The sequence below is a fragment of the Pseudomonas sp. W22_MBD1_FP4 genome (genome assembly GCF_052113765.1).
GTDB classification, from domain to species: domain Bacteria; phylum Pseudomonadota; class Gammaproteobacteria; order Pseudomonadales; family Pseudomonadaceae; genus Aquipseudomonas; species Aquipseudomonas sivasensis.
Map to the genome: position 1 here is coordinate 549,235 of NZ_JBGQOI010000001.1, position 12,992 is coordinate 562,226.

Consider the following 12,992-nt stretch of genomic DNA (forward strand, 5'->3'; position numbering starts at 1 on the left):
AGCCCCGCCACACAGGAGGTGTGCCATGCGCGCTGTCGAGCAGTCGTTCCGCTTGGAGCGGATCAGTCAGGAACGCTTTATCCAAGCCCCCATTGACGCTGTTTACGACTACGTGACCCAACCGGATCGCTGGCATGAATGGCACCCCACATCCCTCGGGGCCGACACCGGCACCACCGGATCGCTCCCCGCCGGTGCACGCTTTACCGAAATGATCGACCTGCTGGGTGTACGCGTGCCCATGAGCTACCGCGTGCAGATCGCCCATCGTCCCGACGAGTTCAAGACGGTGTTCACATCCCTCGCCGTCGATGGTTCCATCCACTATTTCCTGCTGCCCTTTCACGACGGCACGCTGTTCAAGCGTGTGCTGACCTATGAAACCGAATTGCAGTTGGCCAGCCTGCACGAACGCATGATCGAACTATCAGCGATTGCGCTGGACCAGCTCAGGCACCGCCTGGAAAACGCCAACCTTGTATAACTTTGAAACATTACAACGGCGCCCCCTTCAAAAAAGCGCGGAGAATGCCCGGCTTACTGCCTGGTCTTGGACGAAAACCTGATGAAAACCCCATTGCGATTGGCCCTGCTTTCAGCCCTCTTCACCACTACCCTGGCCCAGGCCGCTGACCCCATCCCCATCGACGTGCACCGTGACGCTAACTGCGGCTGCTGCAAAAAGTGGATCAGCCACCTGGAAAGCAACGGCTTCAAGGTCAACGACCATGTCGAAGCCGACATGAGTGCCGTCAAGCAACGCCTGGGCGTGGCCCCGCGCCTGGGCTCCTGCCACACCGCCGTGATCGACGGCAAATTCGTCGAGGGCCACGTGCCCGCCGATCAAGTGCTGGCTTTGCGCAAGCGCGACGACCTGCTGGGCATTGCCGCATCGGGCATGCCGATGGGTTCGCCCGGCATGGAAATGGACGGGCGCAGCGAGGCCTATCAAGTCATCGGGCTGACCCGGGACGGCAACGATGTCGTGGTGGCTGAGTACCCGGCGCACTGATCGATGCTGATGGGTTACCTCGGGCTGTTCTTCGCCGCCTTTGGTGCGGCGACCTTACTCCCATTGCAATCCGAAGCGGTGCTGGTAGGCCTGCTGGTCAGCGGGCATTACGGCCTGTGGTGGCTGCTGGGTATCGCGACCCTGGGCAATGTTCTCGGGTCGCTGGTCAACTGGTGGCTGGGCCGCTGGGTGGAGCACTTCAAGGGTCGGCGCTGGTTTCCGGTCAGCGACAGGCAACTGGAAAAAGCGCGCACCCATTACCAGCGCTGGGGACACTGGACGCTGCTGCTCAGTTGGGTACCGATCATTGGCGACCCGCTGACGTTGGTGGCCGGGGTAATGCGTGAGCCCTTGTGGCGGTTTCTGCTGCTGGTGACCCTGGCTAAAGGCCTGCGCTATGCCGTGCTGGCCGCCGTGACCTTGCAATGGGTGTTAATCCCCACTTAATCCCTTGCAAAGAGCATCCGGACACCCTTCCTGGAGCCCCGCCCATGCCTCTATTCCGCGCTTTTTGCATCGCCGGCCTGCTGACGGCCAGCACAGCGCCTGCGCTCGCGGCCACCTACGGTCCTGAGCTGCAAGGTTTCCAGTACCCCTACCCCCTTGAACATTTCCAATTCCAATCCCAAGGCGAATCCCTGCAAATGGGCTACATGGACGTGCCGGCCAAAGGCACCGCCAATGGTCGCGCCGTCGTGCTGATGCACGGCAAAAATTTCTGTGGTGCAACGTGGGAAAGCTCGATCAAGGCCCTGAGTGATGCCGGTTACCGAGTGATCGCACCGGACCAGGTCGGTTTTTGCAGCTCCAGCAAACCCGAGCACTACCAGTACAGCTTCCAGCAGTTGGCCCTCAACACCCACCAACTGCTGGAAAAGCTCGGCATTCAAAAGGTCACCCTGCTCGGCCACTCCACCGGCGGCATGCTCGCCACGCGTTACGCGCTGATGTACCCCGAGCAGACTGAGCAGTTGGCGCTGGTCAACCCCATCGGCCTGGAAGACTGGAAAGCCCTGGGCGTGCCTGCGCTCAGCGTCGACCAGTGGTATGCCCGTGAACTGAAAGTCAGCGCCGATGGGATTCGCCAATACCAGCTCAACACGTACTACGTCGGCCGTTGGAAGCCGGAATACGAGCGGTGGGTGGATATGTATGCCGGCCTGAGCAACGGCCCGGGGCATACGCGGGTCGCATGGAACTCGGCGTTGATTTACGACATGATCTTCACCCAGCCGGTGTACTACGAATTCAAGAACCTGCAGATGCCTACCCTCTTGCTGATCGGCACCTCCGACAACACCGCCATCGGCAAGGACGTCGCGCCGCCCGAGGTCAAAGCTAAGCTCGGCAACTACGCGGTGTTGGGCAAAACCGTGGCCAAGCTGATCCCCCACGCAACGCTGGTGGAGTTTCCCGGCCTGGGCCACGCGCCGCAGATGGAAGAACCGGCGAAGTTTCACCAGGCGCTGTTGCAGGGTTTGAACGCGCTTTAATCCAACCTTTTTCGAGGCACTCGTGAATGTCGGTACAGATCGCAGTCATTGATGATTGGCAGAATGTGGCCCGTGACGTGGTGGATTGGTCGGTGCTGGAGTCGGTCGGCCAGGTGCACTTCCTGCACGATTACCCGGCCGATACCGCCGTAATGATCGAACGTCTGCAAGCGTTCGAAGTGATTTGCGTGATGCGTGAACGCACCCCATTCGACGCCGCGCTGTTGCAGGGGCTGCCCAACCTCAAGTTGCTGGTGACCGGCGGCATGCGCAACGCGGCCATCGATATTCCCGCCGCCAAGGCCCTGGGCATTCACGTCTGCGGCACCGACAGCTATAAACAGGCAGCGCCGGAATTGACGTGGGCGTTGATCATGGCCTCCACCCGCAACCTGCTGGCCGAGGCCAACTCCGTGCGCGCCGGGCACTGGCAGGTTGGCCTTGGCGGCGACCTGTACGGGAAGACGCTGGGCATCCTTGGTCTGGGCAGCATCGGCCAGAAGGTCGCGCAATTTGCCCAAGTCTTCGGCATGCGCGTGATTGCCTGGAGTGAAAACCTCACGCCGGAGCGTGCGACGCAAGCCGGTGTGACCTGGGTCAGCAAGAAGGACCTGTTCAAACAGGCCGATATCCTGACCATCCACCTGGTACTCAGCGACCGCACCCGCGGCCTGGTGGATGCCGAGGCGCTGGGCTGGATGAAACCGACGGCGCGTCTGGTGAATACCGCGCGTGGGCCGATTGTGGATGAGCAGGCATTGGTTGAGGCATTGAGCCGTGGTCGCCTGGCGGGGGCTGCACTGGATGTGTATGCCGAGGAGCCGTTGCCGCTGGATCATCCGTTCCGCCACTTGCCCAATGTGCTGGCCACGCCCCATGTAGGCTATGTGAGCGAGCAGAATTACCGGCAGTTCTACCAGCAGATGATCGAGGATATCCAAGCCTGGGCGAACAACGCGCCCATCCGCCCGCTCGTCTGACGCACCAATACAGGGCGCCTCTCACCGCAGAGGCGCACGCCGCCCCAGTGGTGAGAGGTTTGCTCAGAAAATAAGCTCACATCCTGCTGCGACAGGCGCCACAACCTCTGTGGTGAGCAGGCTTGCCCTGCGACGGAGTGCGAAGCGCTCCCAAATGGTTCACCTTGCTGCATCAGGTACATGGGCGGTGCCCCTAATGGGGCTGCTTCGCAGCCCAGCGCAGGGCAAGCCTGCTCACTACAAAATACGGCTCAGCCCTACTCCACAGTCGCAAACAATCCTTTGGTGAGAGGTTTGCTCAGAAATAAGCTCACAACCTCCTGCCACAGGCGCCACGACCTATGTGGTGAGCAGGCTTGCCCTGCGCCGGAGTGCGAAGCGCTCCCAAATGGTTCACCTTGCTGCATCAGGTACATAGGCGGTGCTCCTAATGGGGCCGCTTCGCAGCCCAGCGCAGGGCAAGCCTGCTCACTACAAATTGCAGCTCAGCCCCTACTGCACAGTCGCAAACAACGCTGTGGTGAGAGGTTTGCTCAGAAATAAGCTCACAACCTCCTGCCCACGGGCGCCACAACCTCTGTGGTGAGCAGGCTTGCCCTGCGCCGGAGTGCGAGGCGCTCCCAAATGGTTCACCTTGTTGCACCAGGTACATAGGCGGTGCTCCCAATGGGGCTGCTTCGCAGCCCAGCGCAGGGCAAGCCTGCTCACTACAAAATACGGCTCAGCCCCACTCCACAGTCGCAAACAACGCTGTGGTGAGAGGTTTGCTCAGAAATAAGCTCACAACCTCCTGCCCACAGGCGCCACAACCCCTGTGGTGAGCAGGCTTGCCCTGCGACGGAGTGCGAAGCGCTCCCAAATGGTTCACCTTGCTGCACCAGGTACATAAGCGGTGCCCCTAATGGGGCCGCTTCGCAGCCCAGCGCAGGGCAAGCCTGCTCACTACAAAACCCAGGTCAAACCGCATTACCTCGAAATACACCACTGCCCCACAGACAATTGGCTAATAACCACCGACTCTCAGGTTAAAAGTTTTTTGTCCTACAAAATCTTCACAGAAACCCTACAGGCTATGAGGATCTGTCCTAGACTGATGACCGATGGGTCCGTTCCAAAATAAAAACCCCGCAAAAAATCTAAACTTTCCGACTCTGCCATTGGTCCAGTTTTAAGGTAAGGCGAGCACACACGCTTCACAGCACATGCCCGTCCATCCAATCTTTTTTCGCAATCCGTGCAACTGGCATACGCCTTGCCAGTTTGTACAGTGCTTGTGCGCCTGGCCGCAGGATGCGGCCAATCGGAGCTAGTGGCAGCGGGCCATTAGCCGACCAACAAAATGGGAGTGCATTATGATCAGTGCCGCAGTAGATACTCAGGGAGAGCGTTTCAGTCAGCCTGCAGGGGGGCCTACGTCGTTGGCCGACCTGCCAAGCTCTGTGCGGCCGATCGTGAGTCACAACCCGAATCGAAAGAAAGTGCTGTTTGTCACGTCCGAGTTTGCTGACCTGGTGAAAACCGGTGGCCTGGGCGACGTCTCCGCGGCCCTGCCCCGTGCCATGGCTCACCTGCATGATGTGCGCGTGTTGATCCCCGGCTACCCGCAGGTCATGGAAAGCGACAACCCGATCCACATCATCGGTGAACTGGGCGGCCACGCCGCGCTGCCGCCATGCAAGATCGGGCGTATGGACCTCAAGGACGGCCTTGTCATTTATGTGTTGATCTGCCCCGAGCTCTACGAGCGTGAAGGCACGCCTTACGGTGCCAACAACGGCCGCGACTGGCCGGACAACCATATCCGCTTCGCCCGCCTGGGCCTGGCCGCCGCCGACATCGCCGCCAACCTCGCACAGATCCACTGGTGCCCGGACTTGGTGCACGCCCACGACTGGCCTGCTGGCCTGGCCCCGGCGTATATGCACTGGCGTGGGTCACGTACGCCGACCCTGTTCACCATTCATAACTTGGCCTATCAAGGTGTGGTCAGCCTGGCCTCGACGCCAGAGCTGGGTATCCCGCCCCACGCCCTGCAGCAGGAAGGCATGGAGTTCTACGGCAAGATGTCGTTCCTCAAGGCCGGCATGGCTTATTCCAGCCATATCACCACGGTGAGCGCCACCTACGCCCAGGAAATCACCACCCCGGAATTTGGCTGCGGCCTCGACGGTTTTCTCGCCGCCAAGACCCAGCAAGGCCTGCTCAGTGGTATCCCCAACGGTATTGATGAAAGCTGGGAAACCTCCACCGACGAGCACCTGACGCACAACTTCAATATCGGCGACTGGGAAGGCAAGGCAATCAATGCCGCCCACGTGCGCGAATTGTTCGGTCTGCACGATTCCACCGGCCCGCTGTTCGCCGTGGTCTCGCGTCTTGTCTACCAAAAAGGCCTGGACCTGACCGAAGCGGTGGCTGGCTTCATCGTTGAGAACGGCGGCCAGATCGCAATCATCGGGCGCGGCGAACCGGAAGAAGAACAGGCCATGCGTGAACTGGCCCTGCGCTTCCCGGGCCAAGTCGGCGTGCGCATCGGCTTCAACGAAACCGACGCGCGCCGTATGTTTGCCGGCAGCGACTTCCTGCTGATGCCATCGCGCTACGAGCCCTGCGGCCTGAGCCAGATGTACGCCCAGCGCTTCGGCTCACTGCCGGTGGCACGCAATACCGGCGGGCTGGCAGACACTATCGAAAATGGCGTCACCGGGTTCCTGTTCAATGAATCCACGGTGGAAAGTTATGAAGAAGCCCTGAGCCGCGCGTTCAAGGTCTTCGCTTTCCCAGGCCTGCTCAACGCCATGCGTTGCCGTGCCATGACCCAACCGTTCAATTGGTGCCAGGCAGTCGAACCCTACGCCGAACTCTACGAACAACTTGTGGCCAAGGCCCTGGGGAAATCAGTCAAGTAATCAAGGGAGGCCTCTATAGATGCCGTTACGGACTCTAGAAACCTGGCCCCACGGCGCAATCATGCTGGACGCGCAACACACGCGTTTTGCCTTGTGGGCGCCAGACGCGTTTTATGTCAGCGTTGAATTGGAAGACGGCAAATCAGTTGCCATGCTGCCGCAGGCAGAGGGTTGGTTTGAAGTAGAAATAAAGTGCCCGGCGGGCACGCGCTACCGCTACAACATCGACGGGGAAAAAGACGTGCCCGACCCCGCATCCCGGGCCCAAGCGTGCGATGTGCACGGTTGGAGCCGGGTGGTTGACCCCCTCGCCTATAAATGGCGGCACAGCCAATGGCAAGGTCGCCCGTGGCATGAGGCGGTGATCTACGAGCTGCATGTCGGCGCAATGGGAGGCTACGCCGGCGTGGAGAAACACCTGCCACGCCTGGCCGAGCTGGGCGTCACGGCCATTGAGTTGATGCCCTTGGCGCAGTTCCCCGGCGAACGCAACTGGGGCTACGACGGGGTTCTACCCTACGCGCCCCATTCCTCGTACGGCACGCCTGAGCAGCTCAAGCACTTGATCGACAGCGCTCACGAGCACGGCCTGGCGGTGATCCTCGACGTGGTCTACAACCACTTCGGTCCTGACGGCAACTACTTGGGTCAATACGCCCAAGGCTTCTTTCGCGAAGACGTGCACACCCCCTGGGGCGCGGGGATCGATTTCGAGCGCCGCGAGGTGCGCCACTTTTTCCTCGACAACGCACTGATGTGGCTGATGGAGTACCGCTTCGACGGCCTGCGCCTGGATGCCGTGCACGCCATCGACAATCCCGGTTTCCTGCAACAACTGGCGCAGCGTGTGCGCCAGCAGGTCGACACCGGTCGCCACGTTTGGCTGGTGCTGGAGAACGAATTCAACCAGGCCAGCCTGCTGGAGCATGATTTCGATGCACAGTGGAATGACGACGGCCATAACGCGCTGCACGTGCTGCTCACCGGTGAAACCGACGCCTATTACAGCGACTTCGCCGCAGACACCACAGCCAAGCTGGCGCGCTGCCTGGGCGAAGGGTTCATCTACCAAGGCGAGACCACACGCCATGGCCACATCCGTGGCGAACCCAGCGCGCACCTTCCACCCAGTGCCTTTGTGCTGTTTTTGCAGAACCACGACCAGATCGGCAACCGCGCCTTGGGCGAGCGCCTGCATCAACTGTGCTCGCCTCAGGCACTCAAGGCCGCGACCACGTTGCTGCTGCTGTCGCCGATGATCCCGCTGATGTTCATGGGCGATGAAGTCAACGCCAAAGAGCCCTTTCTATTCTTCACCGACCACCACGGCGAACTGGCCGAAGCGGTACGTGAAGGCCGGCGCAACGAGTTTGCCGACTTCGCCGCGTTCCAGGATCCCGAGCGACGCGAACGCATCCCTGACCCCAACGCCCTGCCTACCTTCCAGCAATCAAACCCGACATTTAGCGACAGCGAACAGGCGCAGCTCTACCGCCAACTGCTGAGCCTGCGCCATCGCCACCTCGTGCCGCACTTGCCCGGCAGTGTGGCGCTGGGCGCCCAAGTGCTGGCGGACGGCGCTGTAACAGCCCGCTGGCGATTGGGCAATGGCAGCCTGTTGCAGATCGACCTGAACCTCAGTGCCACGCCCGTGAATCATCCGGCGCCGGAGCACCTACTTTTTGCCACGCCTGCTGAGCAAGGCGCGCAACTGCCGCCGTACAGCGCGCGCGTCAGCCTTTCCCCTGTTGGAGAACACCCTTGAGTGAAGCGAACCTGGAAATCCTCGCCAGCCGCGCAGGCCTGGCCGTCGATTGGATCGACGCCAACGGCCGCCCGCAACGCGTGACACCCGATGCCCTTCGCGCTGTCCTCAAAGGCCTCGGTCACCCGGCCGACAGCGACGCAGAGATCAATACCAGCCTGCTGGAACTGGAGCGGGCGCAACAAGACAAACACCTGCCGCCCTTGATGACGGTCGACAGCGGCGACGGCCTTGACTTGGCGCACTACTTCGAACCCGACACCCTGTGCCGTGTCAGCCTGGAAGACGGCGAAACCCTGGACCTGCGCCTGGACGGCGCCGCCGTGCTGCCGGGCATCATCGCCCTGGGCTACCACCAGGTGCACATCAACGACCAGACCTTCACGCTGGCCGTCGCCCCCACTCACTGCTACAGCGTCGCCGACTCGGTCGACAGCCAGCCTGCCCGCGCCTGGGGCCTGAGTGCGCAGCTGTACTCGCTGCGCCGTCTGGGCGATGGTGGCTTCGGCGACACCCTGGCCCTGGAACACCTCGCCCGTTCTGCCGCCGAGCGCGGCGCCGATGCCCTGGCAATCAGCCCGATGCACGCGATGTTCAGCGCCGACACAGGGCGCTACAGCCCCTATTCGCCGTCCAGCCGTTTGTTCCTCAACAGCTTGTATGCCTCGCCCGGCTGCATCCTTGGCGAACGTGAAGTGCGCAACGCCATCGACGCCCTTGGTCTGGAGGATGAGCTGCACGCACTGGAGCAACACACCCTGATCGACTGGCCCGCCGCCGCCAAAGCCAAGCAACGCCTGTTGCGCGCGCTGTACGAAGACTTCCGCCACGGCCAGCATCCGCAACATGCCGATTTCCTGAGTTTCCGCCAGGCCGGCGGTGAAGCCCTGGAAAATCACTGTCGCTTTGAAGCGGTGCAAGCTGTGCGCGCGGCTGCCGGCGAAGCGCTCGACTGGCGCCACTGGCCGCAGGAGTGGCGTACCCCGCAGAGCCCGGCGCTGGCGAAGTTTGCCGAGGACAACCGAGAAGAGATCGGCTACTTCGCCTTCACCCAATGGCTGATCGCCCGCTGCCTTGAGCGCGCGCAACAAGCCGCCAAGGGCAGTGGCATGGGCGTTGGCTTGATCGCCGACCTGGCGGTGGGAGCTGACGGCGGTGGCAGCCAGGCCTGGAGCCGCCAGGATGAACTGCTGGCCAACCTGACCGTGGGCGCGCCGCCGGACATCCTCAACCGTGCGGGCCAGGGCTGGGGCATTTCCGCGTTCTCGCCGGAAGGCCTCCAGCGCAATGGGTTCCGCGCATTTATCGAGATGCTGCGCGCCAACTTCGCCCATGCCGGTGGTTTACGCATCGACCATGTGATGGGCCTGCAACGCCTGTGGGTCATCCCCATGGACGCATCCCCTCGCGAAGGCGCTTACCTGTATTACCCGGTGGACGACCTGTTGCGTCTGTTGGCGCTGGAATCTCACCGCCATCAAGCCATCGTCCTCGGTGAAGACCTCGGCACTGTGCCCGACGGCCTGCGCGAAAAACTCAGCAGCCGCTCTATTCTGGGGATGCGTGTGCTGCTCTTCGAGCAAGGCCACGATGGTCAGTTCACGCCGATTCTCGACTGGCCGAACAACGCCCTGGCCACTACCAGCACCCACGATTTGCCCACGCTCAATGGTTGGTGGCACAGCCGCGACATCGATTGGAACATCCAACTCGGCCTGATCGATGCGCCCACCGTGGAGCAATGGAGCGAACACCGCCTGCGCGAACGCCAGGCCCTGCGCCAGGCCTTGAGCCAGGACCCGCAGAACTTCGTTGACGAGATCCGTAACGAAACCGACCACATGATCGACGCCAGCGTGCGCTACCTCGGCCATACCCGTGCGCCGTTGGTGCTGTTGCCACTGGAAGACGCCCTGGGCGTCGAAGAACAAGCCAACCTGCCCGGCACCACCGATACCCATCCCAATTGGCGCCGACGCCTGGCGGGTGAGGCTTCAAGTTTGCTGGACAATGCCGGAGCCGCGCGCCGCCTTGAACTATTGGCCGTCGCGCGCAACCAGGCCTATGAGCGTGACCGATGAAGACACTGCCCCTGCGCGCCACCCAGCGCCTTCAATTTCATAAAGGCTTTACGTTGGACGATGCGGTGCCGCTGGTGCCGTATTTCGCCGAGTTAGGCATCAGCCATCTTTACGCCTCGCCCCTGCTCAGCGCCCGCGCCGGGTCCATGCACGGTTACGACGTGGTCGACCCGACCCGCGTCAACCCGGAACTGGGCGGTGAACCCGCCTTGCGCCGCCTGGTCGCCGCCCTGCGTGAACACGACATGGGGCTGATCCTCGATATCGTCTCCAACCATATGGCCGTTGGCGGTGCCGATAACCCGTGGTGGCTGGACCTGCTGGAGTGGGGCCGCCTGAGCCCGTACAGCGAGTTCTTCGACATCCAGTGGCACTCGCCCGACCCGCTGCTCAAGGGCCAACTGTTGATGCCGTTTCTGGGCAGCGACTACGGCGAAGCGTTACAGACCGGCACCCTGACATTGCATTTCGATGCGGTCCACGGCGCATTTTATGTCGAGCATTACGAGCATCGCTTCCCGATCTGCCCACGGGATTACGCGTTGATCCTGGGCAGCGATGAAACGCTCAAACCCCTGGCTGACCGTTTCGCCGCCCTCGCCTATCAGGACGACACCTACGCCGAAGCCGCCTGGCTCAAGCAGGCGCTGGCCGAGCGGGCGACTGAAGTCCTGGCGGCTATCGAAGACCGCTTGACCCAGTTCGATGGGCGCCAACCCGAGGGTTTCAATCGCCTGCATCAGTTGCTCGAACAACAGGCCTACCGCCTGGCGAGCTGGCGCACGGCGGCAGACGATATCAACTGGCGGCGCTTCTTCGACGTCAATGAGCTGGGTGGCCTGCGCGTAGAACGCACGGCGGTGTTTGAGGCCACCCACGGCAAGATTTTCGAACTGATCAGCGAAGGTTTGGTGGATGGGTTACGTATCGACCATATCGACGGCCTGGCCGACCCGCGGGGTTATTGCCGCAAGCTGCGTCGCCGAGTGGACGCCCTGGCACCTGGGCGGCACTTGCCGATCTTTGTCGAGAAGATCCTCGGTGAAGGCGAAACCCTGCGTGAGGATTGGTGTGTGGACGGCACCACCGGCTATGAATTCATGGACCAACTGTCCTTGCTGCAACACCAGCCGGACGGCTTTGCACCGCTGGCCGAGCTGTGGACACGCCATACCGAACGGCCCTCAGCGTTTATCGAAGAAGCCCGTCTGGCCCGCCAGCAGATCCTCAACGGCTCGTTGGGCGGGGACTTTGAAAGCGTCGCCCAAGCGCTCCTGCAAGTGGCCCGCGACGATGTGATGACCCGCGACCTGACCCTGGGTGCGATTCGCCGCGCCCTGCAGGAACTGATCGTGCACTTCCCGGTGTACCGCACTTACATCAGCGCCTTGGGCCGCAGCGCCGCCGACGACGCGGTGTTCCAGCAGGCCATGGACGGTGCCCGCACCACCTTGAGTGAGGGCGACTGGCCGGTGCTGGATCACCTCGAAAAATCCCTCGGCGGCCAGCCTTGGCGCCAACGTCCGGTGGGCCGTGAGCGCAAGATACTCAAGCATGCCTGCGTACGCTTCCAGCAACTGACCTCGCCCGCGGCCGCCAAAGCCGTGGAAGACACCGCGTTCTATCGCTCAGCGGTGCTGCTGTCGCGTAATGATGTGGGCTTCAGTACTGAGCAGTTCAGCGCACCGTTGACCGAATTCCATTCGATCAACCAACAGCGCTTGGAAGCCTTCCCGGATAACCTGCTGGCCACCGCCACCCACGACCACAAACGCGGCGAAGACACCCGCGCTCGACTGGCAGTGCTCAGCGAGTGCGCCGACTGGTACGTGGAACAGGTTGAGCAGTGGCGCACCCTGGCAGCACCGTTACGCAGCGATGCCGACACGCCGTCGGCCGGTGATGAGCTGATCCTCTACCAAGTGCTGCTGGGCAGTTGGCCGCTGGACCAGGGTGATGACTTCGACGGCTATCAACAACGCCTCTGGCAGTGGCAACAAAAGGCCCTGCGCGAAGCCAAATTGAACAGCAGTTGGAGTGCGCCCAACGACGCCTACGAACAAGGCGTGGAAGCGTTTCTGTCGCGTCTATTGCTCAGTGAAGAAGGTCGCACGTTGCGCACCGCAATTGCGGCGGCTGCCCAGGCGATTGCCCCGGCCGGGGCGCTCAACGGGCTGGCGCAATCCTTGCTTCGCATGACTGTGCCGGGTGTACCAGACCTATACCAGGGCGCGGAGTTCTGGGACTTCAGCCTGGTGGATCCGGACAACCGTCGTCCGGTGGATTTCAGTGCACGACAACGGGCACTCGAGACCCCAACGGACATCGGCGAACTGTTGTTCAACTGGCGTGACGGGCGCATCAAACAGGCGGTGATTGCCCAGGTGCTGGCCTTGCGCAAGGCCCAGCCTGAGCTGTTTCGCAACGGTACTTACACACCGCTGGAAGTGGTCGGCCAGCATGCCGAGCGGGTGGTCGCATTCTGTCGCGAACACCAGGGCAAACGCCTGCTGGTAGTGGTTCCACGCTGGTCACATCACTTGCTGGAGAACGGTGTGTATCCCCAGATCAATGCGCAGGTTTGGGGCGATACGCGGCTGAAATTACCGTTCGCCGCACCAACTCAAAACTGGAAGGGACTTTTTCATACAGGCGCAGTCACACCAGACAAGGAGCTGTTGATCAGCACTGCCCTGGGGGATTTCCCGGTCAATGTCTTTATCAATCCTGATGATCAAGAAAGCTGAAAATT

The 12,992-nt window shown here is 61.8% G+C and carries 9 protein-coding genes; all 9 read left to right on the top strand.

The features are described from left to right. Positions 1 to 25 precede the first annotated feature (25 nt). The 9 genes from ACEN2T_RS02585 to ACEN2T_RS02625 all read left to right on the top strand — a co-directional run bounded on the left by ACEN2T_RS02585 (position 26) and on the right by ACEN2T_RS02625 (position 12,987). Positions 26 to 484: an SRPBCC family protein gene (locus tag ACEN2T_RS02585; RefSeq protein ID WP_181639575.1), complete on the top strand. Its 459-nt coding sequence runs from the start codon at positions 26 to 28 to the stop codon at positions 482 to 484. Positions 485 to 565: 81 nt separating this feature from the next. After that, the gene (locus ACEN2T_RS02590; protein ID WP_442116249.1) at positions 566 to 1,012 is read left to right on the top strand and encodes a DUF411 domain-containing protein; all 447 of its coding nucleotides are present in this window, start codon (positions 566 to 568) and stop codon (positions 1,010 to 1,012) included. A 3-nt stretch (positions 1,013 to 1,015) separates the two neighbouring features. After that, positions 1,016 to 1,459 carry a YqaA family protein gene (locus ACEN2T_RS02595; RefSeq protein WP_179178922.1) on the top strand — a complete coding sequence of 148 codons (444 nt, stop codon included), beginning with the start codon at positions 1,016 to 1,018 and terminating at the stop codon, positions 1,457 to 1,459. A gap of 44 nt (positions 1,460 to 1,503) precedes the next feature. Further along, positions 1,504 to 2,505, top strand: coding sequence for an alpha/beta fold hydrolase (locus ACEN2T_RS02600; RefSeq protein ID WP_122753460.1), 1,002 nt, complete (start codon positions 1,504 to 1,506; stop codon positions 2,503 to 2,505). A 26-nt stretch (positions 2,506 to 2,531) separates the two neighbouring features. Beyond that, positions 2,532 to 3,485 (top strand): D-2-hydroxyacid dehydrogenase family protein, encoded by a 954-nt coding sequence (locus tag ACEN2T_RS02605; protein ID WP_442116250.1) that lies wholly within the window; start codon positions 2,532 to 2,534, stop codon positions 3,483 to 3,485. A 1,352-nt stretch (positions 3,486 to 4,837) separates the two neighbouring features. Then, positions 4,838 to 6,394, top strand: a complete 1,557-nt coding sequence (glgA, locus tag ACEN2T_RS02610) for a glycogen synthase GlgA (protein ID WP_081797612.1) — start codon at positions 4,838 to 4,840, stop codon at positions 6,392 to 6,394. A gap of 19 nt (positions 6,395 to 6,413) precedes the next feature. Next, positions 6,414 to 8,159, top strand: coding sequence for a malto-oligosyltrehalose trehalohydrolase (gene treZ, locus ACEN2T_RS02615; protein WP_442116251.1), 1,746 nt, complete (start codon positions 6,414 to 6,416; stop codon positions 8,157 to 8,159). Next, on the top strand, positions 8,156 to 10,240 hold the full coding sequence (gene malQ, locus ACEN2T_RS02620) for a 4-alpha-glucanotransferase (RefSeq protein WP_032885256.1): 2,085 nt from the start codon (positions 8,156 to 8,158) through the stop codon (positions 10,238 to 10,240). The genes treZ and malQ overlap by 4 nt, the downstream gene beginning before the upstream one ends. After that, positions 10,237 to 12,987 (top strand): malto-oligosyltrehalose synthase, encoded by a 2,751-nt coding sequence (locus tag ACEN2T_RS02625; RefSeq protein ID WP_032885258.1) that lies wholly within the window; start codon positions 10,237 to 10,239, stop codon positions 12,985 to 12,987. Before malQ ends, ACEN2T_RS02625 begins: the two co-directional genes overlap by 4 nt. The last annotated feature ends 5 nt before the right edge of the window (positions 12,988 to 12,992 follow it).

Excerpts from the sequence above, each read along its gene's own strand:
- ACEN2T_RS02605 (WP_442116250.1), top strand. The coding sequence starts at position 2,532 with ATGTCGGTACAGATCGCAGTCATTGATGATTGGCAGAATGTGGCCCGT.
- ACEN2T_RS02590 (WP_442116249.1), top strand. The coding sequence starts at position 566 with ATGAAAACCCCATTGCGATTGGCCCTGCTTTCAGCCCTCTTCACCACT.
- ACEN2T_RS02585 (WP_181639575.1), top strand. The coding sequence starts at position 26 with ATGCGCGCTGTCGAGCAGTCGTTCCGCTTGGAGCGGATCAGTCAGGAA.
- glgA (WP_081797612.1), top strand. The coding sequence starts at position 4,838 with ATGATCAGTGCCGCAGTAGATACTCAGGGAGAGCGTTTCAGTCAGCCT.
- ACEN2T_RS02625 (WP_032885258.1), top strand. The coding sequence starts at position 10,237 with ATGAAGACACTGCCCCTGCGCGCCACCCAGCGCCTTCAATTTCATAAA.
- ACEN2T_RS02600 (WP_122753460.1), top strand. The coding sequence starts at position 1,504 with ATGCCTCTATTCCGCGCTTTTTGCATCGCCGGCCTGCTGACGGCCAGC.
- treZ (WP_442116251.1), top strand. The coding sequence starts at position 6,414 with ATGCCGTTACGGACTCTAGAAACCTGGCCCCACGGCGCAATCATGCTG.
- ACEN2T_RS02595 (WP_179178922.1), top strand. The coding sequence starts at position 1,016 with ATGCTGATGGGTTACCTCGGGCTGTTCTTCGCCGCCTTTGGTGCGGCG.